20 protein-coding genes are annotated in these 20,802 nt (G+C 70.0%); 12 read left to right on the top strand and 8 right to left on the bottom strand.

Translation table 11 applies throughout. The features are described 5' to 3' along the window. Positions 1-15: 15 nt before the first annotated feature. Positions 16-783: a citryl-CoA lyase gene (locus tag AMIS_RS22525; protein ID WP_014444691.1), complete on the bottom strand. Its 768-nt coding sequence runs from the start codon at positions 781-783 to the stop codon at positions 16-18. After that, complete coding sequence (locus tag AMIS_RS22520) at positions 768-1,904, bottom strand: CaiB/BaiF CoA transferase family protein (protein ID WP_014444690.1); 1,137 nt, start codon at positions 1,902-1,904, stop codon at positions 768-770. The genes AMIS_RS22525 and AMIS_RS22520 overlap by 16 nt, the downstream gene beginning before the upstream one ends. Before the next feature lie 155 nt (positions 1,905-2,059). Between AMIS_RS22520 and AMIS_RS22515 the strand changes: the two genes are divergently transcribed. Further along, positions 2,060-3,523, top strand: a complete 1,464-nt coding sequence (locus AMIS_RS22515; protein WP_014444689.1) for an amidohydrolase family protein — start codon at positions 2,060-2,062, stop codon at positions 3,521-3,523. Between the two features lie 4 nt (positions 3,524-3,527). Beyond that, positions 3,528-4,331: an IclR family transcriptional regulator domain-containing protein gene (locus AMIS_RS22510; RefSeq protein ID WP_014444688.1), complete on the top strand. Its 804-nt coding sequence runs from the start codon at positions 3,528-3,530 to the stop codon at positions 4,329-4,331. A 989-nt stretch (positions 4,332-5,320) separates the two neighbouring features. On the opposite strand, the gene AMIS_RS22505 is transcribed toward AMIS_RS22510, so the two are convergent. Further along, positions 5,321-5,857 carry a carboxymuconolactone decarboxylase family protein gene (locus tag AMIS_RS22505; RefSeq protein WP_014444687.1) on the bottom strand — a complete coding sequence of 179 codons (537 nt, stop codon included), beginning with the start codon at positions 5,855-5,857 and terminating at the stop codon, positions 5,321-5,323. Beyond that, positions 5,854-6,318 carry a MerR family transcriptional regulator gene (locus tag AMIS_RS22500; RefSeq protein WP_014444686.1) on the bottom strand — a complete coding sequence of 155 codons (465 nt, stop codon included), beginning with the start codon at positions 6,316-6,318 and terminating at the stop codon, positions 5,854-5,856. Before AMIS_RS22500 ends, AMIS_RS22505 begins: the two co-directional genes overlap by 4 nt. Positions 6,319-6,464: 146 nt before the next feature. Here AMIS_RS22500 and AMIS_RS22495 point away from each other — a divergent pair, with 146 nt between their 5' ends. The 4 genes from AMIS_RS22495 (at position 6,465) to AMIS_RS22480 (ending at position 9,014) form a co-directional block, all read left to right on the top strand. Further along, complete coding sequence (locus AMIS_RS22495; RefSeq protein WP_014444685.1) at positions 6,465-6,935, top strand: hypothetical protein; 471 nt, start codon at positions 6,465-6,467, stop codon at positions 6,933-6,935. 86 nt (positions 6,936-7,021) lie between these two features. Further along, positions 7,022-8,323, top strand: coding sequence for a metallophosphoesterase (locus tag AMIS_RS22490; RefSeq protein ID WP_014444684.1), 1,302 nt, complete (start codon positions 7,022-7,024; stop codon positions 8,321-8,323). Between the two features lie 45 nt (positions 8,324-8,368). Continuing rightward, positions 8,369-8,779: a DUF6188 family protein gene (locus AMIS_RS40730; RefSeq protein WP_014444683.1), complete on the top strand. Its 411-nt coding sequence runs from the start codon at positions 8,369-8,371 to the stop codon at positions 8,777-8,779. A 22-nt stretch (positions 8,780-8,801) separates the two neighbouring features. After that, positions 8,802-9,014: a hypothetical protein gene (locus AMIS_RS22480; protein ID WP_041829982.1), complete on the top strand. Its 213-nt coding sequence runs from the start codon at positions 8,802-8,804 to the stop codon at positions 9,012-9,014. A 9-nt stretch (positions 9,015-9,023) separates the two neighbouring features. Here AMIS_RS22480 and AMIS_RS22475 read toward each other — a convergent pair whose 3' ends face one another. Then, on the bottom strand, positions 9,024-9,716 hold the full coding sequence (locus tag AMIS_RS22475; RefSeq protein ID WP_014444681.1) for a TetR/AcrR family transcriptional regulator: 693 nt from the start codon (positions 9,714-9,716) through the stop codon (positions 9,024-9,026). A gap of 160 nt (positions 9,717-9,876) precedes the next feature. On the opposite strand from AMIS_RS22475, the gene AMIS_RS22470 reads away from it, so the two are divergent. Genes AMIS_RS22470 through AMIS_RS22455 form a run of 4 tightly spaced genes read left to right on the top strand, consistent with a single transcriptional unit; the run spans position 9,877 to position 15,022 of the window. Beyond that, positions 9,877-11,091 carry an oxygenase MpaB family protein gene (locus AMIS_RS22470; protein ID WP_014444680.1) on the top strand — a complete coding sequence of 405 codons (1,215 nt, stop codon included), beginning with the start codon at positions 9,877-9,879 and terminating at the stop codon, positions 11,089-11,091. A gap of 16 nt (positions 11,092-11,107) precedes the next feature. Next, entirely contained in the window at positions 11,108-12,328 is a 1,221-nt protein-coding gene (locus tag AMIS_RS22465; RefSeq protein ID WP_014444679.1) for an oxygenase MpaB family protein, read from the top strand. Continuing rightward, positions 12,325-14,553: a molybdopterin cofactor-binding domain-containing protein gene (locus AMIS_RS22460; RefSeq protein ID WP_014444678.1), complete on the top strand. Its 2,229-nt coding sequence runs from the start codon at positions 12,325-12,327 to the stop codon at positions 14,551-14,553. Before AMIS_RS22465 ends, AMIS_RS22460 begins: the two co-directional genes overlap by 4 nt. Continuing rightward, entirely contained in the window at positions 14,546-15,022 is a 477-nt protein-coding gene (locus tag AMIS_RS22455; protein ID WP_014444677.1) for a (2Fe-2S)-binding protein, read from the top strand. The genes AMIS_RS22460 and AMIS_RS22455 overlap by 8 nt, the downstream gene beginning before the upstream one ends. Before the next feature lie 25 nt (positions 15,023-15,047). Here AMIS_RS22455 and AMIS_RS22450 read toward each other — a convergent pair whose 3' ends face one another. Continuing rightward, on the bottom strand, positions 15,048-15,644 hold the full coding sequence (locus AMIS_RS22450; protein ID WP_014444676.1) for a CGNR zinc finger domain-containing protein: 597 nt from the start codon (positions 15,642-15,644) through the stop codon (positions 15,048-15,050). Positions 15,645-15,686: 42 nt separating this feature from the next. Between AMIS_RS22450 and AMIS_RS22445 the strand changes: the two genes are divergently transcribed. Both AMIS_RS22445 and AMIS_RS22440 read left to right on the top strand, forming a co-directional pair. Beyond that, a complete protein-coding gene (locus AMIS_RS22445) occupies positions 15,687-16,154 on the top strand; it encodes a DinB family protein (protein ID WP_014444675.1) in 468 nt (155 codons plus the stop codon). Further along, positions 16,151-17,257, top strand: a complete 1,107-nt coding sequence (locus tag AMIS_RS22440; protein ID WP_014444674.1) for a MalY/PatB family protein — start codon at positions 16,151-16,153, stop codon at positions 17,255-17,257. Before AMIS_RS22445 ends, AMIS_RS22440 begins: the two co-directional genes overlap by 4 nt. 704 nt (positions 17,258-17,961) lie before the next feature. Here the strand turns inward: AMIS_RS22440 and katG are convergent. After that, entirely contained in the window at positions 17,962-20,196 is a 2,235-nt protein-coding gene (gene katG / locus AMIS_RS22435; protein ID WP_014444672.1) for a catalase/peroxidase HPI, read from the bottom strand. Continuing rightward, positions 20,193-20,627 carry a Fur family transcriptional regulator gene (locus AMIS_RS22430; RefSeq protein WP_014444671.1) on the bottom strand — a complete coding sequence of 145 codons (435 nt, stop codon included), beginning with the start codon at positions 20,625-20,627 and terminating at the stop codon, positions 20,193-20,195. Before AMIS_RS22430 ends, katG begins: the two co-directional genes overlap by 4 nt. Between the last annotated feature and the right edge of the window lie 175 nt (positions 20,628-20,802).

Below are 20,802 nucleotides of genomic sequence, written 5' to 3'. Positions count from 1 at the left end.
TTCCTCCCGTGCGATTCAGGGCTCGTAGACGGCGTTGCGGTCGACCGTCCGATAGATGTCGCCCGCGATCGGGCGCCGCCGTTCCTCGGCGATCTGCCCGAGCAGTCCGGCGGCCCGCGCCAGCAGCGCGAAACCGCGCAGCAGATCGACCGGCAGACCCAGATCGGCGAGGGCCGCGCCGCACACTCCCGCGCCGTTCAGCGGCAGCGTGCGACGCAGAATCTGCGGATGGACGCGTCCGATCGCCTCGAACAGTCGTAAATGGGGCCCGTAAAGGCCCTCCTCGGTGGCGATCGCGATGAGAACCGGGGTGCGCGGGTCCTGTTCCTTGTGCACCGGATGGCCCAGCCCGGGAATGAATCGCTTCGCCGCTCTCGCCTCCTCGACGGCGCGCAGGGCGATGCCGTCGTAGTCGTCGGAATCGGCTGCCGCGAGCACGTCCGCGAGGAATCGGCCGCAGTCCTCGGTCACCCCGAGAAACCGTGAGCCGCCGCCGAGCAGCCCGGCCGCCAGCGCACCCTGCAGGGAGTCCGGCGCGGAGAGGTAGGTGAGCCGCGCCGCGATCGCGGTCGGGGTGAACCCGTGATCGGCGAGCGCGACGAGCACCGCCTCGAACAGCCGCACCTCGCCGGGGTTCGGCCGCCGCCCGGCGACCAGCCAGAACGCCAGCTCCCCGAACCCGACCTTGCCCATCAGGTCGGCCGCGAGGTCCTGCCCGAGCAGCGAGATCGAGTCGGCGTCCGACGTGCCGAGCCCGGTGGGAAACTTCAATCCTTCAGCCACGCGCGGATCTCCTCACCGTGTTCGTCCAGCCCGGGCGGCGGCAACTCGTACCGTGCCGGTGTCTCGGAGAAGGTGATCGGGTTGCGCACGCCCGGGACCCCCTCGACGGTCACCACCGGGGCGAGGCCCAGCTCCTCGGCGAGCGCCACCCCGCCGTCGATCGTGTTGATCGGCGCGCACGGGACCCCGGCCGCCAGAAGATCCCGGAACCATTCCTCTTTGGTACGGGTGACCAGCCGCTCCACCAGCAGCGGCCGCAGCTGCTCCCGGTTCGCGGTCCGGTCCTGATTGCGCCCGAACCGCGGATCGCCCGGCAGGTCCGGCAACCCCAGGACGTGACAGAGTTTGCGGAACTGCCCGTCGTTGCCGGCGATCACGATCAGTTCGCCGTCGGCGGTCGGCAGCGGCTCGTACGGGAACAGGCTCGGGTGAGCGTTGCCCATCCGAAAGGGAACCGTCCCCCCGGCGACGTATCCACTCGAGTGGTTGACCAGCCCGGACAGCGCCGAGCTCAGCAGGTTGACCTCGACGTGCTGCCCCCGGCCGGTCGCCGCCCGCCGGTGCAGGGCGGCCAGGATGCCCATGTTCGCGTGCAGCCCCGCCATCACGTCGAAGACCGAGATCCCGGCCCGGTACGGCGAGCCGTCCGGATCACCGGTCAGACTCATCAGCCCGGAGATGGCCTGGACCATCAGGTCGTACCCCGGCATCGAAGCTCCTGCCCCGGAGCCGAATCCGCTGATGCTGGCATAGATGATCCCGGCGTTGGACGCCGCGACGGTGTCGTAGTCCAGGCCGAAGCGGGCGAGGCCGCCGGGCCGCATGTTCTCGATCAGCACGTCCGCGCGGCGGGCCAGTTCCTGCGCGGCGGCCCGGTCGTCCGGGTCCTTCAGGTTCAGCGCGATCGAGCGTTTGTTGCGGTTGATGCCCAGGTAGTACGTGGCGACGCCGTCGCGGATCGGCGGCATCCAGGTCCGGGTGTCGTCGCCGGCCGGACTCTCCACCTTGATGACCTGGGCGCCGAGGTCGGCGAGGAGCATCGTCGCGTACGGCCCGGCGAGGATGCGCGAGAAGTCGGCGACGAGCAGGCCGTCCAGTGGGCCCCGGGATTGCTCAACCATGAGTACCGCCCGTTCTGCGGACACCTGTCCGCGCAGTAAGCCTTCATGTTCGCCACCGGGATGTCAACGGCGTCTTGACATCGAAAGTGACCTGGAACACGCTGTCGTGACAGTGCTGCCCGCTGAGCGGACAGCAGTCCGAAGAGGGGTGGCAGATGAGCGAACGACCCGTGGTGTTCCGCGGCGGCCTCGTGCTCACCATGGACGATTCCCGCACCGTCCTGCCCGGAGCCGACGTGCTCGTGGCGGACGGCCGGATCGCCGCGGTCGGTCACGGCCTGAGCGTCCCCGACGACGCCGAGGTGATCGACGCGTCCGGCGGCATCGTGATGCCCGGCATGATCGACACGCACCGGCACCTCTGGCAGACCGCCATGCGGGGGTACGGGACGGACTGGACGCTCACCCAGTATTTCGTCTGGTACTACCTCGAATCCGGCAAGCACTTCCGTCCCGAGGACATCTACGCCGGGAACCTGCTCGGGGCGATCGAGGCGATCGACGCGGGCGTCACCACCACCGTCGACTGGTCGCACGGGCTGCAGACGCCGCAGCACGCCGACGCCGCCGTCGACGCCCTGGAGTCGGTCCCCGGCCGGTTCGTCCTCGCCTACGGCAACCTCCAGCAGGGGCCGTGGGAGTGGGCGACCTCCGGCGGCTTCCGTGACTTCCACCGGCGCCGCGTCGACGGCGGCAGACTGGCCGGCTTCCAGCTCGCGTTCGACGTCACCGGCGACCCGGCGTTCCCCGAGAAGGCGGCGTTCGAGGTGGCCCGGGAGCTCGGCGTCGCCGTCACCACCCACGCCGGCGTGTGGGGCGCGACGAACGACGAGGGCATCCGGCTCATGTACGAGAACGGGTTCATGACACCGGGAACCGTCTACGTGCACGCCGCGACGCTGAGCAGCGACTCGTACCATCGGATCGCCGCGACCGGCGGCTCGGTCTCGGTCTCCACCGAGAGCGAGCAGAGCGCCGGCCAGGGATATCCGCCCACCTGGGCGCTGCGCCGGCACGGCGTGCCGGTGTCGCTGTCGATGGACACCAGCGTGTGGTGGAGCGGCGACCTGTTCTCCGCGATGCGCACCACGCTCAGCGCCGACCGCTCCCGCGAGCACCTCGAGGCGCACGGCAAGCAGGAGACCGTCACCCACCACCACCTGCGCGCCGAGCAGGTCGTCGAGTGGGCCACCCGCGGCGGTGCGAAAGCCCTCGGCCTCGACGCCGAGCTGGGCGCGCTCACCCCGGGCCGCAAGGGCGACGTCGTGCTGATCAAGAACGACGCGTCACCGGCGATGTTCCCGATCCTGCACCCGTACGGCCACGTCGTCTTCCAGGCCCAGCGCGGCGACGTGCACACGGTCGTGGTCGGCGGCGCCGTGGTCAAACGCGACGGACGGCTGGTCGACGCCGTGGCGAGAAGCGACGGCCGGCCCGCCGGCGCCGACCTGCGAACCGCCCGCGCCAAGGTCGCGGCGACCGTCGACCACCTGCGCGAGACGCTCGGCGAGGAGGCCTGGCAGCGCGGGCAGAACCCGGACCTGCCGCAGGCCGAGCTCTTCGACAACCCGTACCAGTACACCGACTACGACGCCGGAACGGCGCAATGGAAGCATTGAGCGGATGAACGACACTGGAAGGGGCGCGGGTCCCGACTTCATCGAGGCGCTCGCGCGCGGCCTCGACGTCCTGCGCACCTTCCGGCCCGGCACGCCGTCGATGACGCTCAGCGAGATCGCCGGGCTCACCGGCCTGGCCCGGCCCACGGTCCGGCGCATCCTGATAACCCTGGAAACCCTGGGGTACGTCCGTGGCGCCGGCCGGGGATACGCGCTCACCCCCCGGGTGCTCGACCTGGGAATGGCCTACATCGACTCGCTGAGCATGTGGGACGTGGCCCGCCCGCACATGGAGAAACTCGTCGCGCAGACCAACGAATCCACGTCGATGGCCCAGCTCGACGGCAGCGACATCGTGTACGTCGCGCGCGTCGCCGTCCCGAAGATCGTGACCCTGGCCGTGAGCATCGGCACCCGCTTCCCGGCAGCCGCCACGTCGCTCGGCAAGGTGCTGCTGGCGGCCCTGCCTCCCGCAGCCGTCCCCGGCGTCCTGGCCGAGCCGTCCCGCTCCGGCATAACGCCACGCTGGCAGCCGTCCGCGGCCGAACTGGAGTCCACGTTGCGCGAGGTGAGGGCGAAGGGCTGGGCCCTGGCCGACCAGGACCTGGCCCCCGGCATCCGCTCCGTGGCAACGGGAGTCCGCAACGGCGACGGCGAGGTGGTAGCAGCCGTGAACGTGACGGTCCACGCCGCGGAGACCTCGGTGGACACCCTGCTGGACGACCACCTCCCCAGACTCCTGCGCACCGCGGCCGACATAGGCCACGACTGGTCCCGAACCGCCACCATCCCCTCAGCAACCGCCTGACCGCAGCCCTCACACCCGGCCCGGTCGCCGGCTGCTCCGCCGCGATGCCGGCACGCCCGCGAGCGTCAAGCTCACCCCGCGCTCACTTTCTCCGGCGGCTGCGGTGATCCGGTCTCTTGTTCGCCGTTCGGTGGTCCGGTTTCTTGTTCGCCGTTCGGTGGTCCGGTCTCTCGTTCGCCGTTCGCCGTTCGCCGTTCGCCGTTCGCCGTTCGGTGGTCCGGTCTCTCGTTCGCCGTTCGGTGGTCCGCGCAGGACGGCCAGCGAGGCCATCTGCGGTCCGATCGATGTCGCTGCCTCCGGCTCTGCGCAGGTTTGCACCTACCGCTGTGCGGATTCGCGCAGAGCACATAATGTCATTTCTTCTGGTGACGAACGGCGGACTCCGGCCGCGCTGCATGATGACTATCCTGGCGAACCAGGAATGCTTCCGGATGAATGGCGAAAAGCTGGCGAAATGATTCTCCTCGCGCCATGACGGGGTCACCGTTGATGCCGGAGTTGCCAGTGGCGCGGTCCTGGGTGGTGCGGCAACCGAAGGTGAGATCGCCGGCGGTGCGGGGCGTCTTGCCGGTGCCGGGCGTCTTGGCGGTGCCAGGGCGATGGGCCGTTTCGGCGAGCGCGGCGGTTGGCCTGCGGGCGACGCGGCAGTCCGCGGTGGTGAGGGCGGGAGCGACGCGGCGGCTGGCGGCGGCGTAGGCGCGGGTAAGGTTAGCGGGCGCGGCGGCGGCTCTGTGGGCTGCGGGGAGACTGCGTGATCGGCTGCCGCGGCGCGCAACTGGCGCAGGCGGCGGGCATGGCGCTGGGTCAGGCCCCATGCGCGATGCTCTTTATGAGCGCGCCGGAATTGCTCGGCCTCCGGTGAGTAATTGCGGCGCGCAGCAGGGACCCGCAAATGCCTTACGGGAAACAATGAAAGCTGCGCCATGCATCAATTGTTCTCGCCCCCGGCGGCCCCGTCCAACAGAAATCTCTCATACCTCATATGAGCCTCAGGCATGATCGCCGGTCGGGGGCATGGGGATGCCGCGGGCCTCGAAGACCTCTTTCGCGGCGAAGGTCGCGTTCAACGCGCGGGGAAAGCCGGCGTAGACGGTGGCGTGCAGCATCGCCTCGACGATCTCGTCGGGGGACAGGCCTACGTTGAGGGCGGCGCCCACGTGCACCTTGAGCTGGGGTTCGCAGCCGCCCAGGGCGGTGAGCACGCCGATCGTGACCAGCTGCCGGGATCGGGGGTCGAGGCCGGGGCGGTCGTAGATGTCGCCGAACGCGAACGCCGCCACGTGGTGACCCAGGGCCGGTGAGATGCCGGCCAGCGCATCGATCACGGACGTGCCGGCGTCGCCGTCGATGCGAGAGAGGACGTCCAGGCCGTGCCGGCGCCGGTCCCGACTCGCCACGCTCGTGACGTCGTGCTGGGCGGCGGCGCTCGTGACTTCGGGCTGGGCGGTGGCGGCACCATCGTGCTGGGCGGTGGCGGTGCCATCGGGCCGGGCGGTGACGGGGACATCATGCTGGGTGGTGCTCATGGCTGGGTCGCTCCTCCGTACGTCGCGATCTTGTATTCCGTGGCTGCGAGGGCGAGCTGTAGCTGGGCGATCTGGGAACGCAGCGTGTCGCGGTGCTCCAGGAGCAGGTCGAGGCGATCGGGGATGGTCACGTCGCCGCGATCCACCAGGTCGATGTACTGCCGCAGGTCGCTGATCGGCATCCCCGAGGTCCGCATCCGGGTCAGGAACACCAGCCTCCGGATCGCCGCGGTGTCGTAGATCCGGTGCCCTGCCGGGTTCCGGGGCACGGTGACCAGGCCGATACGTTCGTAGTAGCGCAGCGTGTGCGGGCTGGCTCCGACGTGCCGGGCAGCCGTGGCGATGTCCCACTGCCGGGAGTCGTCGTCGGCGACCAGGTCCTGCAGCGCGTGCACGGACACGCCGCCCGGCGGGTCGACGGCGAGCCGCAGAGCCTGCGCCAGCTGTTCGTTCGCGTTCATGGCCCGACGGTAGATCTTCGAGCGCACTCGAAGACAAGAGCGCACTCGAAGACAAGAGCGCACTCGAAGACAAGAGCGCACTCGAAGACAAGACAAGACCAGCGGAACCATGCCCGCCTGACCCCCGCCTGGCCTAAATTAGGGATATGTCCGATCCGATGCTTGACAACCGCACCGCCCGCTCCGACTGGGCGGAACCGGACGGCGTGCTCGCCAACTACGTCTCGCTCACGGATCAGCTCGTCGAGCCCGTGGACCCGGGCACACCGTTCACCCTGACCGTGGGTGGTCTCGTCGTCGACGGCGATCTGATTCCGGAGTGGCAGTGGTTCGCGGAGCTCAGTGAGCTCAACGACCACGAGGACGCCTACTACGTCGGCATGGCGGAGTACGTGAAGGAGCAGTCCGACCTGGCGCACGCCGCGGTGAAAAGCCGGGACATCGGCAAGGAGATCTCCTATCGGGAGTTCCAGGCGCTCTCCGCGCCGACGAAGTACATCCACCTGCGCGACGCGCACGTCACCCGCCCGGGCCAGACCGACCGCGGGCCGGGCAAGTTGTGGCGCGGCCGTCTGCGCGACGTCTCCGGCTGGATCCCGGGCCGCGCGGCGGAATGAGAACCAACGACCGGACCCACGACAACGCCTGAGGACCACCTGAGAGTCGCTTCGCGCCATGCCGCGCGAACCCATAACCTCGACCGGTGATCCTGCTCTTCCTGCTCATCTTCGCGGTGGTCCTGGCAATTCTGGCAACCGCACATTGGTACGTCTGGCGCCGGCTGATCCGTGACACCACGGCGCCCCGCACCCGGTGGCGCAGAGCCGGAACCGCGGTCTTCATCGCCGGCCCGGTCCTGGCCGTCGGCGCGCTGGCCGGGGAGCAGGCGGGACTGCCGCACACGGCGGCGGGGATCGTGGCCTGGCCGGGGTACCTGTGGCTGGCCCTCTTCCTCTACCTCTTCCTGGGAGTCCTGGCAGGCGAGGTGGTGCGCCCGCTGATCAGCCGACTACTGGCCGCCCGGAGCAAGGAGCCGGCAAGCGCCGCCCTGACCAAGGAGCCGGCAAGCGTTGCCCTGAGCAAGGAGCCCGCCACGGCCGGCGCGATCACCACCCCCGTGAAAGAGACGGTGCCGGTCGGTGCCACCGGCCCGGACAGCCAGGAACCCGGGCCATCGCCCGTACCCGGTGAATTGGTCTCTCGCCGGGTCTTCGTCTCCCGGGTCGTCGGCGGCGCGGCCGCCGTGGTCGCCGCCGGAACCGTGGGCGCCGGCACCTACAGCGTGATGAACGGACCCTCGATCAAGCGGATCACCGTCCCCCTCGCGAAGCTGCCGCGCAGCGCCCACGGCATGCGGATCGCCGTGGTCAGCGACGTGCACCTCGGCCCGGTGCTCGGGCGCCGGTTCTGCCAGGGCGTCGTCGACACGATCAACTCGACGCAGCCGGACCTGATCGCGGTGGTGGGCGACCTGATCGACGGCGACGTCGAGGATCTGGCCGATTCGGTCGAGCCGCTGCGAGGGCTGACCTCGCGGCTCGGCACGTTCTTCGTGACCGGCAACCACGAGTACATCTCGGGCGTCGAGCCGTGGGTGGAAAAGGTGCGTGAGCTCGGCATGCAGCCGCTGCGCAACGCCCGCGTCCCGCTCGCCGGCCTGGACCTGGCCGGCGTCGACGACGTGCAGGGCGTCCCGGACTTCGGAGCGGCGCTCGACGACCGCGATCGATCACGCCCGGTGGTGCTGCTGGCGCACCAGCCGGTGAACATCCACGAGGCCGTCGAGCACGGCGTCGACCTGCAGCTGTCCGGGCACACCCACGGCGGGCAGATGTGGCCGGGCAACTACATCGCCGAGCTGGCCAATCCGACGAACTCGGGGCTGGAACGGTACGGCGACACCCAGCTCTACGTGAGCCGGGGTGCCGGCGCGTGGGGCCCGCCGGTGCGGGTGGGCGCGCCGTCCGACATCACGATCGTGCAGCTCGCGTCCCCGCAGGCGTGACCGCGGGATGAAGACCGAACGGCGACCTTCCCTTAAGGTTTCGTTATGGAACGCGGGGCTAACGTCCCGTCCATGTCGCCGCTGCGCCTGCTGACCGGGCACGAGCTGGAGTTCATCCGGCTCGGCCATGCCATCGTGCTGGGTTTCTCCGGTGACCGGCACGTGATCATCGAAGCGCCCGCCCACCTGGACGGGCCGGACGGCCGGGTCGACATCGAGCCGGACGATCCGTCGGACGCGATCGGGACGCTGCTCGGTGACGTCGTCCGGGAGGCCCGGGCGGGGGAGGCCGGGGAGCTGCGGATCTCGTTTGTCAGCGGCGCGGAACTGCTGGTGGACGCGGACGCCTTCGCCGAGTCATGGGCGGTCGCCGGCCCGGACGGCTTTCTCATCGTCTGCCTGGCCCGCGGTGAGCTGGCCATGTGGGGCGCGGCGAGCGGCGAACTGTGCCGATAGGTTCTCTACCGTGCATCCTCCCGTGACTGTTCTGCAGGCGTTCGGTGTCGACGGGCCGGCTCGGCCGCTGGCCGGCGGGCAGGGCACGTCGTGGGTCGCGGGGGAATTGGTGTTCAAGCCGGACGACGGTGTCCTGGCCACCACCAACGAGCGGGTCCGGTCTCCAGGCGAGGGCGCCGGCCTGCGGGACGAGGCCCGGCGGTACGAGCTGGCGGCCGCAGCCATCGGGCTGTGACGCCCCGCGCTAACCGTTCAGCATCGGGGTCAGGAAGCGCCGGGCCAGGGTGCCCAGCTGCTCGGGGTCGTCGAGGTCGACCACGAAGCTCGGCGTGACGAGGAACGAGCAGCACAGCCGGGTCATCAGCTCGGCGACCAGCTCGACGTCGACGCCGGGGGAGATGGTGCCGACGTGCTGCTCCTGGCGGAGCTGGCCGGCGACGAACCGCTGCACGGTGCCGAGCATCAGCCCGCCGTCGCCGACGATCGACGGGATCAGCACGTCCGGCTCGGTGATCATGAGGCCGCCGATCAGCGGGTTGTTGCGGATCGCGCGCAGGGAGCTGACGAAGCCGATCACGACTCGGTCGGCGGCCGTGGAGCCTTGCTGCACCTCGGTCAGGAACTGCGCGAAGTACCGCCGGAACTCCCGGCGGATCACGTGTTTGACCAGGGCGTCCTTGGTGGCGAACCGGCGGTAGGCGGTGACCCGGGAGACGCCGGCCCGGCGGGCCACCTCCTCCATCGTGGAGCGCCGGATGCCGATCCGGCAGAAGTGCTGGTACGCCGTGTCCAGCAGCCGGGTGGTGACATCGTCCTCCCGGACGTCGGCGGGCAGGTCGTCGGTCAGGTCGCCACCGGCGAAGACCTCGGCGATGGCCCGGCCGAGCAGTGAGTCCGAACCGGGCACGGCGCCGAGCGCCGGCAGCGGCTGTTCCATGAGCGGCCCCCGAGATACATCAGAAGCGAAGTTGTATCAGCGTATCAGCAATCGACAAACTTGACATCGAAGCTTGTGATAGCCGTCACGCCATGGTCTCATGCTGATACATCAAGGCACTTGGTGTACCACCGTATCAGGAGCCGTATCAGGAGGGCCCATGGAACCTCTGAGCAGACGAAACATGTTGAGGGCGGGCGGAGCGCTGGGCGCGCTCGGCGCGCTGAGCGTCGCGACACCGGCAAAGGCGTGGACGTGGTCGCCGCAGGGCTCGGTCGCCGGTGCGGGCGTGGGCGCCGACCCGCGATGGGTCTGGGACGAAGAGGCCGACCCGCTCGTCGCCTCGCTGATCGACCGCGGCGACGTGCCGATGGTCAACACGCTGCTGCGCACCTGGAAGAAGAACGGCCAGCCGCTCCCCGCCGGGCTGCCTGCCGACCTGCACGCGTTCATGGAACGCGCCCGCCAGCTCCCGCCCTGGGCCGACCAGGCCAAACTCGACCTGGCCGTGGACTTCAACGAAAAGCGCGGGCTCTACCTCGGCGTCCTCTACGGACTCGCCAGCGGCATGATGAGCACCGTCATCCCGAAGGAGGCCCTGGCCGTCTACTACTCCCAGGGCGGCGCGGACATGAAGGACCGCATTTCCAAGACCGCCAAACTGGGGTACGACATCGGCGCCGTCAACGCCTACCGGCCCGACGGCGAGATGATCGTGACAGCGGTCAAGACCCGGCTCGTCCACGCGGCCGTCCGCCACCTGCTGCCGCAGTCCCCGTACTGGACGCAGGTGGCCGAGGAGGACATCCCGATCAGTCAGCGGGACATCATGGTCACCTGGCACAGCCTGCCCACCACGGTCATGCGCAAGCTGACCGACTGGAAGGTGCCGATCCCGGAGGCGGAGTCCCAGGCATTCCTGCACTCCTGGCAGGTCGGCGCGTACCTGCTCGGTGTCCGCGACGAGTACATCCCGAACTCGTGGGCCGAGGCGAACTCGCAGGCCACCCAGGTGCTCGACCCGGTGCTGCGGCCGACCCCGGAGGGCATCAAGCTCGCCGACATCCTGCTCAACCTCGGCAAGGGCATCGACGGTGGGCTGCTGACCAAGGGCATCCTCGGCTCGTTCACCCGGTTCATGCTCGGCGACGAGGTCGCCGGCTGGCTCAAGATCCCCCGTGAGCTGGTCTGGGACCCGCTGCTCCGGACCGCCTGGGGACCCTTCATCGCCGTACGCGAAGGATTGTTGCCGTTCCCGCTCGCGCCGAAGGCCTATTGGCTGTTCGACGAGTTCCTGCGCAAGGCGGCGCTGCTGTTCCTGTCCGAGGCGAAGCCGATCAGCATCGAGATCCCCCTCACCAACCGTCCGACCTGAGAGGATTTTTCGCGAAATGTCGGAACTGAGTAGGCGCAAGCTGCTGATGTCCGGCGGGGCACTCGGCGCCTTCGGAGCACTCGGGCTCGCCACCCCCGCCTGGTCCCGTGACGTCTCCCCGTGGACATGGTCGCCCACCGGCTCGATCGCCGGCAGCGGCTCCGGCGCCGATCCGCGCACCATCTTCGACGCCGAGGCCGACCCGGTCTCCGCGCGGCTGCTGGACAGCGGCGCGGTGCCCGAGGTGAACCGGCTGCTGTGGAACTGGACCCGCAACGACCAGCCGCTCCCGGCCGGTCTGCCCGGCTATCTCGTCGACTTCATCGAGCACGCGAGGCAGCTGCCGGCCTGGGCGGACACCGCGAAGCTGGAACGGGCCGCGCAGTTCAACAAGTCCCGCGGCCTCTACCTGAACCTGCTCAACGGCGTCGGCGGCGGCATGCTGAGCACCGCCATCCCGAAGGAGGCCTGGTCGGTCTACTACTCCAAGGGCGGCGCCGACATGGAGGACCGGGTCGCCAAGACCAGCCTCCTCGGCTTCTCGGTGGGGGCGCTGAACGCGTACCGGCCGGACGGCGACTGCGTCGTCAACGCGGTCAAGACCCGCCTGGTCCACGCCGCCGTGCGTCACCTGCTGCCCCAGTCACCGCACTGGCAGTGGGGCCCGATCATCAGCCAGGAGGACATCCTGGTCACCTGGCACACCCTTCCGACGTACGCGATGCGCAAGCTGCGGGAGTGGGACGTGCGGATCTCCGCCGCCGACGCCCAGGCCTACCTGCACGTCTGGCAGGTGACCGCGCACCTGCTCGGGGTGCGCGACGAGTACATCCCGGCCACCTGGGCCGCCGCCAACGCCCAGTCCGATCAGGTGCTGCCGCCGAACATGGGCCCGACCCGCGAGGGCGTCGAACTCACCGACATCCTGCTCGGCCAGCTCGCCGAGCAGACCAGCCCCGGCAGCGTCAGCCGGCCGCTGGTCAACGCCCTGGCCCGGTACCTCGTCGGCGATCAGGTCTCGGACTGGGACGGCATCAAGCGCGAGCCGATCTGGGGTCCGCTGATCGCGAGGCTGTGGCCGCTGCTGGTGAAATTCCGGGAAGGGCTGATCCCGCTGCCGCTGGTCCCCGAGGCGGCCTGGGTGATCGACGAGGCGGCCCGCCAGTACATCCTCTTCTTCCTCACGAAAGGCCAGGAGACCAAAATCGAGATCCCGACCATCAACCGGCCCGAATGAAACGCCGCAGCTTCCTCGGATTCGTTCTCGCCGGCCCGGTCCTGGTGACCGCGGCGCCCACCCGGGCCGACGCGGACGTCACCGAGATCCTGGACCTGAACGACATCATGACGGCGGCGGCGCTGCCGACGTCGGGACTCATCTCGGTCGAGGTCAACCCGGACGGCACCGTGTCGTTCGCCCTGCCCCGCGCGGAAGTGGGGCAGGGCATCACCACCTCGACGGCCATGCTGATCGCCGAGGAGTTGTCCGTGCCCGTGCACCGGGTCCGGGTGACCCTCGCGGACGCCCGGCCCGAGCTGATCTTCAATCAGCTCACCGGGGCGTCGAACACCACCATCGCGACGTACACGCCGATCCGGGTGGCGGCGGCGGTCGCCCGGCAGCGGCTGCTCGCGGCGGCGGCGTCCCTGTGGAATGCGCCGGTGGCCGCTCTGCGTCTCGATGCTGGTGCGATCACGGATGATGAAGGCCACCGGGTCGACATCGGCGCGCTGGCCGTCAAGGCGGCCAGCCCGCGAACCCTGTCCGTGCCGGTGGAGCTCGCCCCGAGGGAGAGCTTCACCGTCATCGGCCGGCCACAGAACCGCATCGACGCCCGCGACGCGGTGACCGGGCGCAAGAAGTTCGCGATGGACCTCGACGTCCCCGGCGCGAAACCCACGATGGTGTGCCGGCCGCCCACCATCAACGGCAAGCCGGGCCCGGTCGCCAACCTCGCCGAGGTGCTCGCGATGCCCGGCGTCACCGACGTGGTGACGATCTCCACCGGGGTGGCGGTCCGCGCCGACACGTTCGGTCAGTGCATCGACGCGGTACGTGCCCTGCGGGTCACGTGGCGGGCCGGCACCGTGGAGGGCCAGTCCGACCAGAGTGTGCTGGCGAAGCTGGCGGCCGCGGAACTGCCGCTCGGTCCGCGGCCGCTCACCCCGGTCGTGGAGGGCAGGTTCACTTTCTACTTCCGCAGCAACAGCGCGCTGGAGACGAACTGCGCCGTCGCCGACGTACGGCCCGGCCGGGCCGAGATCTGGTCCGCGCTGAAGTCGCCGATCGTGGCCCAGCAGACCATCGCGGCCAAGCTCGGGCTGCCCCTCGGCAAGGTGACCGTGCACGTCACCGAGGGTGGTGGCTCGTTCGGGCGCAAGCTCTTCTTCGACGCCGCCCTGGAGGCGGCCGAGGTCTCCCAGAAGATCGGCAAGCCGGTCAAGCTGATGTGGCACCGTGCCGACGACTCCCGCCAGGGCCGCACCCATCCGATGGCCACGTCACGGGTCCGGATCGCGTACGCCGGTGGTCTGGTTCTCGGCTTCGAACAGCGGCACACCAGCGTGACCACCGATCTCGGGCACGGACTGGGTGAGCTGCTCACCGCGATGGCCGCGCAACTGCCGATCGGCGACGCCGCGTTCGCGCAGACGTTCTTCCAGTTCAGCCACACGTCGCCGTACCGGTTCGGGGTGCACACCCGGCTGCTCGCCGAGACCGGGAAGGGGTTCAACACCGGCAGCATGCGCAACGTCTACTCCCCGGACACCACCTGCGCGCGGGAGCTGATGATCGACCAGCTGGCGTCCCGGATGGGGAAGGACCCGTTCGAGATGAGACGGGACTTCCTGCGCGACGAGCGTGCCCGGGCCGTGCTGCGGGCGGCCGCCGAGGCGGGGGAGTGGGGCCGGTCCATGCCGGCCGGCACCGCGCAGGGCATCGCGTTCCACTCCGAGTACAAGGGGGTCAGCGCCTGCCTCGTGGAGATCGACTGCCGGCCGTCCACGGTGAACCGGCCGATCCGTGACGGCGTCGGCGGTCCGCGGGTCACCAAGGTGGTCTTCGCCGTGGACGTCGGGCTCGCGGTCAACCCGCGCGGGCTCGAGGCGCAGATGATGGGCTGTGCGATGGACGGCATCGCGCTCGCCCTGACCTCCAGCCTGCATCTTCGTGACGGCTACTTCCTGGAGGCGAGCTGGGACAACTACTTCTACACCCGGCAGTGGAACACCCCGCCCGACCTGCGGGTCATCGTCATGCCGCCGACGTCGGACCAGCCCGGCGGCGCGGGTGAGCTGGGCGTCGCCGCGTCGATGGCGGCGGTGGCCTGCGCCTACGGCCGGGCGGCCGGGACGATGCCCACGTCGTTCCCGATCAACCACGGGACGCTGTCGTTCACGCCGAAGCCCACCGTCCCGCCGATCCCGGCGTCGCCTTCTGTCAGGGGTTTCCATGCCTGAGCACACCTTCCGGGTCAACGGGACGACGGTCACCGTGGACGTCGCCGACGACGTGCGCCTGCTCTGGGTGCTGCGCGACATCCTCGGCATCACCGGCCCGAAGTACGGCTGCGGCATCACCGTCTGCCGGGCCTGCACCAGCCACCTGAACGGAGAAGCCGTGACGCCCTGTGCGATCCCGGTCTCGGCGCTGGGGCCGGACGACGAGGTGGTCACCATCGAGGGTCTCGCCGCGACCGCCGGCGCCGAACTGCATCCGATGCAGCAGGCATGGCTCGATTCTGACGTGGTGCAGTGCGGGTACTGCCAGCCCGGCCAGATCATGGCGGCGGTGGCGCTGGTCCGACGGGTCGCCGCGGAGGGCCGGGAGATCACCGAGGCGGACCTGGACACGATTCGCAACGTGTGCCGCTGCGGCACCTATCCCCGGATCCGGGAGGCGATCAAGGCAGCGGCCGCGCGGATGTGACACCGGTCGTTTCCGGTCACGGCCGTCAGGTGCTGGTGGCGGCTTTGCGGGCGCGGTACTCGCGAGCTTTCACCCTGTTCCCGCACTCGGCCATGCCGCACCAGGACCGGGTGCCGCCCCGCGACCGGTCGATGAACAGCCGCGTGCACGCCTGCCTCTCGCATTCGCGCACGCGCGGCGGCGTCTCACCGGCCATCTCGCCGAGCAGCACGACGGCGGCGCGGGCGACCTCGGCGGTGGCGGCGCCGAGGCCGCCGGTGCGCTGCGCGCCCCGCGACCCGAGGGTGAGAGACGTGGGCGATCCGGCGGCGGCCGCATTGAGGGTACGCAGGTCAGCACCGTCCCACCCCGACCCGCCAAGGGTCGCGTGCACCAGGCGATACGTGACCTCCCGTAGCTCGCGGATCCGGTCGAGGTCGTCCCGCCCGGCCGCCGGCGCTGCGCTGAGCAGCCCCGCCTCGACCGCCCACCGGGCCGCGTCGGCCGGCTCGGCGAGCCCTTCCTCGGGTGCGGTCCGCCGCCATTTGAGGGTGCCGAGCAGGTCGAGCGCCGGGTTGCCGCTGACGAATACGAACTCCACGTCACCACCTTGACAGGTGACGCCGTCATCCAGCAAGGTCATCGCGTCACCGGCTAAGGCGGTGACGCGATGAGGAGGCGTGCCGTGATATCCAAGGATGACTATCTGTACTTCGCCGGGCGGGCGCTCGACGGGATGGCCGGCATCGTCGCCGGGCTCGGGGACGAACTCGCCAACTCGCGGCCCGCGCTGCCCGGCGCGAACACGCCCTACGCGCTGCTCACCCACTGCGTGGGGGTCGTCGACTACTGGGCCGGCGTCCTCGTCGCCGGACGTGCGGTGGTCCGGGATCGCGACGCCGAGTTCACCGCCGCCGGGCCGGTGGAGCCGCTGCTCGCGGAAGTCTCAGCCGTACGGGAACGGCTTGCCTCGGACGTGCGCGCCGCCGAGCCGCAGGCGTCGCTGCGAGCGCAACCACCAGGGTCTTTCCAAGGTCCGGACCGCGAGCTGAACCGGGGCGCCGCGCTGCTCCACGTCTACGAGGAACTCGCCCAGCATCACGGGCAGATGGAGATCATGCGGGACGCGATCCTTGCGCAGGCCCGGCCGTGACCGCGTTCGACGTCGACATTCAAAGGCTTCGATCAGGGTACGGGGTGAAGTGGGGCGCCCTGGACCCCGGCACGCTCGGCGCCTGGGTGGCCGACATGGACTTCCCCGTCGCGCCGGTCATCCGCCGGCGGCTGCACGAGGTCACCGACCACGGGTATCCGCACTGGCCCGGCGGTGATCCGGTGGTGGCCGCGTTCACGTCGCGGATGGCGACCCGGCACGGCTGGACACCCTCCCACGACCGGACCAGGGTGTTCACCGACCTGATCCAGATCCTGCAGGTGATGATCGAGACGGTGACGTCGCCCGGTGACGGGATCGGTGTCCAGCTGCCGAACTATCCGCCGTTCCTGGCCAGCATCACCCGCGCGGGCCGTCGCATCGTGCCCGTCTCGTCACCGGGCGACCTCGCCGGCTGCCGGCTGTTCCTGCTGGTGAATCCGCACAACCCGACCGGTCGGGTGTTCCCTGCCGACGAGCTCGCCGCGTTCGCCTCCGCCGCGCAGGAGCACGACGTGACCGTGCTGTCCGACGAGATCCACGCCGATCTCGTCTACGCGGGGCACCGCCATGTCCCGTTCGCGTCGGTGAGTCCCGACGCGGCCGCCCGCACGATCACCGCGACGTCGGCGACGAAGGCGTTCAACATCGCCGGGTTGCGCTGCGCGGTCGCGCACATCGGACCGGCCGCGGTGTGGGACGCGCTGGACCGTTTCCCACTGGACTATTTCGGACAGCCGAGCACGCTGGGACGGGTCGCGACAGTGGCCGCCTGGAGGGAGGCGGACGACTGGCTGGACGGGTTGATGTCGGTGCTCACCGCCAACCGTGATCAGGTCACCCGGTGGGCCGCCACGTTGCCGGGGGACACCGGGTACCGGGAACCCGAGGGGACATATCTGGCGTGGCTGCGCTTCCCGGAACTCGGGCCGGACCCGGCCGGCGTGCTGGAGGAGAGGGCGCGGGTGCGGCTCGGCCGGGGGGCTGACTTCAGTCCGGAGACGGGTGCTTATGTGCGCATCAACTTCGCGACAAGTCCCGAGATCCTGACCGAGATCCTGACCAGGGTGTCTCGTGTCGTGACCAGTTCACGCTCCCGCTGAAGCCCACCGCGCCTCAGCTCCCCGCGGCGCCTTAGCTCCCCACGGCGCCTTAGCTCCCCACGGCGCCTTAGCTCCCCACGGCGCCTTAGCTCCCCACGGCGCCTCTACTCCCTATGGCGCCGTCGGAGCGTGTGGATTTCGGGTGCGCTGTGCCATGTCGCTGAGGGCTGTCCGGGCTCGGCGGTCGGCTGGTTGTGGATCGTGGAAAAGGCCGGGGCGGGCTGGTGCTGAGTGCTGTCGCGCCGTGCCGGCAAGTGCACGGGGAACCAGCCGGGCCCGGTGAGCTGGTCGCCAGTGCTGTCATCTCGCGCTTCGGACCGCACTGTGCGCCAGCCGGACCGGCTGGTTGTCAGCGCGGCCGCGACAGCATTCCACGCCGGCCGGACCGGCTGGTTGTCAGTGCGGCGGCGACAGCATTCCGCGCCGGCCGGACCGGCTGGTTGTCAGGGCGGCCACGACTGCACTCCGCACCAGCCGACCGGCTGGTCCACAGTGCAGCAACAACCCTCCGGCCCCAACGGGACGATCCCCACCCTGACCACTGACGTGTCCCGGCGGCCGCGCTGTGGCCGTGACCCGGCACATGATCGCGCGGCCTCTCGGGGACGGGTCATCCGCGGTTGAGGGGCGGCGTCGCCCGTACCCCCCAAAAAGGCCCCGGCAGATCCGCAACCATCTGCCGGGGCCTTTTCACACCAGGAGGATCAGACCAGGTCGTACCGGTCGAGCTCCATGACCTTCGTCCACGCCGCGACGAAGTCGTTCACGAACTTCTCGGTGGCGTCCGAGCTCGCGTAGACCTCGGCCAGCGCCCGCAGCTGCGAGTTGGAGCCGAAGATGAGGTCGACGGCGGTGGCGGTCCACTTGACCTCGCCGGTCGCCAGGTCCTCGATGTCGTAGACGTGCTCGGTCTGCGACGCCTTCCACTTGGTGCCCGGGGAGAGCAGGTTGCGGAAGAAGTCGTTGCTGAGGACGCCCGGCTTGTCGGTGAGCACGCCGTGCTGGGTGCCGCCGAAGTTATTGCCGAGCGCGCGCAGGCCGCCGACCAGGACGGTCATCTCCGGCGCGGTCAGGTTCAGCATGTAGGCGCGGTCGACCAGCAGGATCTCCGGCTGGGTCTTCTCGCCCGGGCGCAGGTAGTTGCGGAAACCGTCGGCGCGCGGCTCCAGGACCTTGAACGACTCGACGTCGGTCTGCTCCTGGGAGGCGTCGGTGCGGCCCGGGTGGAACGGCACGGTCACCGGCACGCCGGCGTCCTTCGCGGCCTTCTCCACGGCGGCGTTGCCGGCCAGCACGATCAGGTCAGCGAGGGAGATCTGCGCGCCACCGGCGGCGTTGAACTCCTGCTGGATCTTGCCGAGGGCGTCGACGACCGCGATCGCGTGCTGGTTGACCTCCCAGCTGCGCTGCGGCTCGAGGCGGATCCGGGCGCCGTTCGCGCCACCGCGCTTGTCGGTGGAGCGGAACGTGGCGGCCGAGGCCCACGCGGCCTGGATCAGCTGCGCGACGCTCAGGCCCGAGTCGAGGACCTTCGCCTTGAGCGCGGCCACGTCGGCGTCGGTGACCAGCGGGCCCTCGACGGCCGGAACCGGGTCCTGCCAGAGCTGCGCCTCGGGCACCCACGGGCCGAGGAAGCGGGAGACCGGGCCCATGTCACGGTGGAGAAGCTTGTACCACGCCTTGGCGTAGGCGAGGCGGAACTCCTCGGGGTTCTCCAGGAAGCGGCGCGAGATCTTCTCGTAGGCCGGGTCGACCCGCAGCGACAGGTCGGTGGTGAGCATCGTCGGGCGGTGCTTCTTCGACGGGTCGAAGGCGTCCGGGATGATCTCGTCGGTGGTCTTGGCGACCCACTGCTTCGCGCCGGCGGGGCTGGTGGTCAGCTCCCACTCGTAGCCGAAGAGGATCTCGAAGAACCGGTTGCTCCACTGGGTCGGCTTGTCGGTCCAGGTGACCTCGAGGCCGGACGTGATGGTGTCCTTGCCCTTGCCGCTGCCGTGGGTGCTCAGCCAGCCCAGGCCCTGCGCCTCGAGCGGGGCGCCCTCGGGCTCCGCGCCGACGTGGTTGTCGGCCGGGGCCGCGCCGTGGGTCTTGCCGAACGTGTGACCACCGGCGATCAGCGCGACGGTCTCCTCGTCGTTCATCGCCATCCGGGCGAACGTCTCCCGGATGAAGTGCGCCGCGGCGAGCGGGTCGGCGTTGCCGCGCGGGCCCTCCGGGTTCACGTAGATGAGACCCATCTCGGTGGCGCCGACGCCCTCGGCCATCGTCTTCTCGGAGGCGTAGCGCTCGTCACCCAGCCAGGTGTCCTCGGGACCCCAGAAGATCTCCTCCGGCTCCCACACGTCGACGCGGCCGAAACCGAAGCCGAACGTCTCGAAGCCCATCGACTCCATGGCGACGTTGCCGGCGAGAACCAGCAGGTCGGCCCAGGAGATCTTCTGGCCGTACTTGGCCTTGACCGGCCAGAGCAGGCGGCGGGCCTTGTCCAGGTTGGCGTTGTCCGGCCAGCTGTTCAGCGGGGCGAACCGCTGCCCGCCGTCGCCGGCGCCACCGCGGCCGTCCTGGATGCGGTAGGTGCCCGCGGCGTGCCAGCTCATCCGGATCATCAGACCGCCGTAGTGACCGAAGTCGGCCGGCCACCAGTCCTGCGAGGTGGTCATCAGCTCGACGAGGTCACGCTTGAGCGCCTCGACGTCGAGCTTCGCGAACTCCTTCGCGTACTCGAAATCGGGTCCGAGCGGGTTGCCCTTCGCCGAGTGGGCGTGCAGCACCGACAGGTCGAGCTGGTTCGGCCACCAGTCACGGTTGGTGCGCGGACGACCGCCGGTCTTCGGGGTCGGCGAGTCGATCGCCGGGTTCTCGCTCTCGCTGCCGTGCGCGGTCACGGAGTCGTGCGCCACCGGGCACTTGCCGGTTCCGCTGTCCTGGGCGTCGCTCATGTGTTTCCTTCCGGTTTTCTGCTCGAACAGTCGGGGCAGACGCCCCAGTAGACGACCTCCGCCTCGTCGACCACGAACCCGTGATCGTTCGACGCGGTGAGACAGGGGGCGTGGCCGACCGCACAGTCGACGTCCGCGATCGCTCCGCAGGAGCGGCACACCACGTGATGGTGGTTGTCGCCTACTCGCACCTCATAGCGGGCGTTCGCACCGGTGGGCTGGATCCGGCGAACCAGTCCGGCCTCGGTGAGCGCACGTAGCACATCGTAAACCGCCTGGTGGGAGACGGTGGGAAGATCCGCTCGAACGAGTGCGATCACCGTGTCCGTGTCGACGTGTGGGTGGTCCCGCAGCGCGGTCAGAACCGCAAGCCGGGGCCGGGTCACGCGCAACGAGACCGCCCGGAGCTGTTCCTCAAGGTCGGCCGTCATGGCGACGACCTTAGCGACCTTTTCTGGAGTGAATCAAGTTTTGGCGGCTGTGTGTCGGGTTGGACACGAAGCCTTAAGTTCCGGTTCAAACCTTCGTCGGGTACGCGATGAGACGCCCCCCAGGCGCAGCCGACGGTCCCCGAGAAGCCGCGCGACCATGTGCCGGGTCCCGGCC

The organism is Actinoplanes missouriensis 431, assembly GCF_000284295.1.
Lineage (GTDB): Bacteria > Actinomycetota > Actinomycetes > Mycobacteriales > Micromonosporaceae > Actinoplanes > Actinoplanes missouriensis.
This window is presented reverse-complemented; position numbering and strand designations above follow the sequence as displayed.

Excerpts from the sequence above, each read along its gene's own strand:
- AMIS_RS22455 (WP_014444677.1), top strand. The coding sequence starts at position 14,546 with ATGCCTGAGCACACCTTCCGGGTCAACGGGACGACGGTCACCGTGGAC.
- AMIS_RS22475 (WP_014444681.1), bottom strand. The coding sequence starts at position 9,716 with ATGGAACAGCCGCTGCCGGCGCTCGGCGCCGTGCCCGGTTCGGACTCA.
- AMIS_RS22470 (WP_014444680.1), top strand. The coding sequence starts at position 9,877 with ATGGAACCTCTGAGCAGACGAAACATGTTGAGGGCGGGCGGAGCGCTG.
- AMIS_RS22460 (WP_014444678.1), top strand. The coding sequence starts at position 12,325 with ATGAAACGCCGCAGCTTCCTCGGATTCGTTCTCGCCGGCCCGGTCCTG.
- AMIS_RS22450 (WP_014444676.1), bottom strand. The coding sequence starts at position 15,644 with ATGACCTTGCTGGATGACGGCGTCACCTGTCAAGGTGGTGACGTGGAG.
- AMIS_RS22465 (WP_014444679.1), top strand. The coding sequence starts at position 11,108 with ATGTCGGAACTGAGTAGGCGCAAGCTGCTGATGTCCGGCGGGGCACTC.
- AMIS_RS40730 (WP_014444683.1), top strand. The coding sequence starts at position 8,369 with ATGGAACGCGGGGCTAACGTCCCGTCCATGTCGCCGCTGCGCCTGCTG.
- AMIS_RS22505 (WP_014444687.1), bottom strand. The coding sequence starts at position 5,857 with ATGAGCACCACCCAGCATGATGTCCCCGTCACCGCCCGGCCCGATGGC.
- AMIS_RS22520 (WP_014444690.1), bottom strand. The coding sequence starts at position 1,904 with ATGGTTGAGCAATCCCGGGGCCCACTGGACGGCCTGCTCGTCGCCGAC.
- AMIS_RS22515 (WP_014444689.1), top strand. The coding sequence starts at position 2,060 with ATGAGCGAACGACCCGTGGTGTTCCGCGGCGGCCTCGTGCTCACCATG.
- AMIS_RS22430 (WP_014444671.1), bottom strand. The coding sequence starts at position 20,627 with ATGACGGCCGACCTTGAGGAACAGCTCCGGGCGGTCTCGTTGCGCGTG.
- AMIS_RS22495 (WP_014444685.1), top strand. The coding sequence starts at position 6,465 with ATGTCCGATCCGATGCTTGACAACCGCACCGCCCGCTCCGACTGGGCG.
- katG (WP_014444672.1), bottom strand. The coding sequence starts at position 20,196 with ATGAGCGACGCCCAGGACAGCGGAACCGGCAAGTGCCCGGTGGCGCAC.
- AMIS_RS22500 (WP_014444686.1), bottom strand. The coding sequence starts at position 6,318 with ATGAACGCGAACGAACAGCTGGCGCAGGCTCTGCGGCTCGCCGTCGAC.
- AMIS_RS22510 (WP_014444688.1), top strand. The coding sequence starts at position 3,528 with ATGAACGACACTGGAAGGGGCGCGGGTCCCGACTTCATCGAGGCGCTC.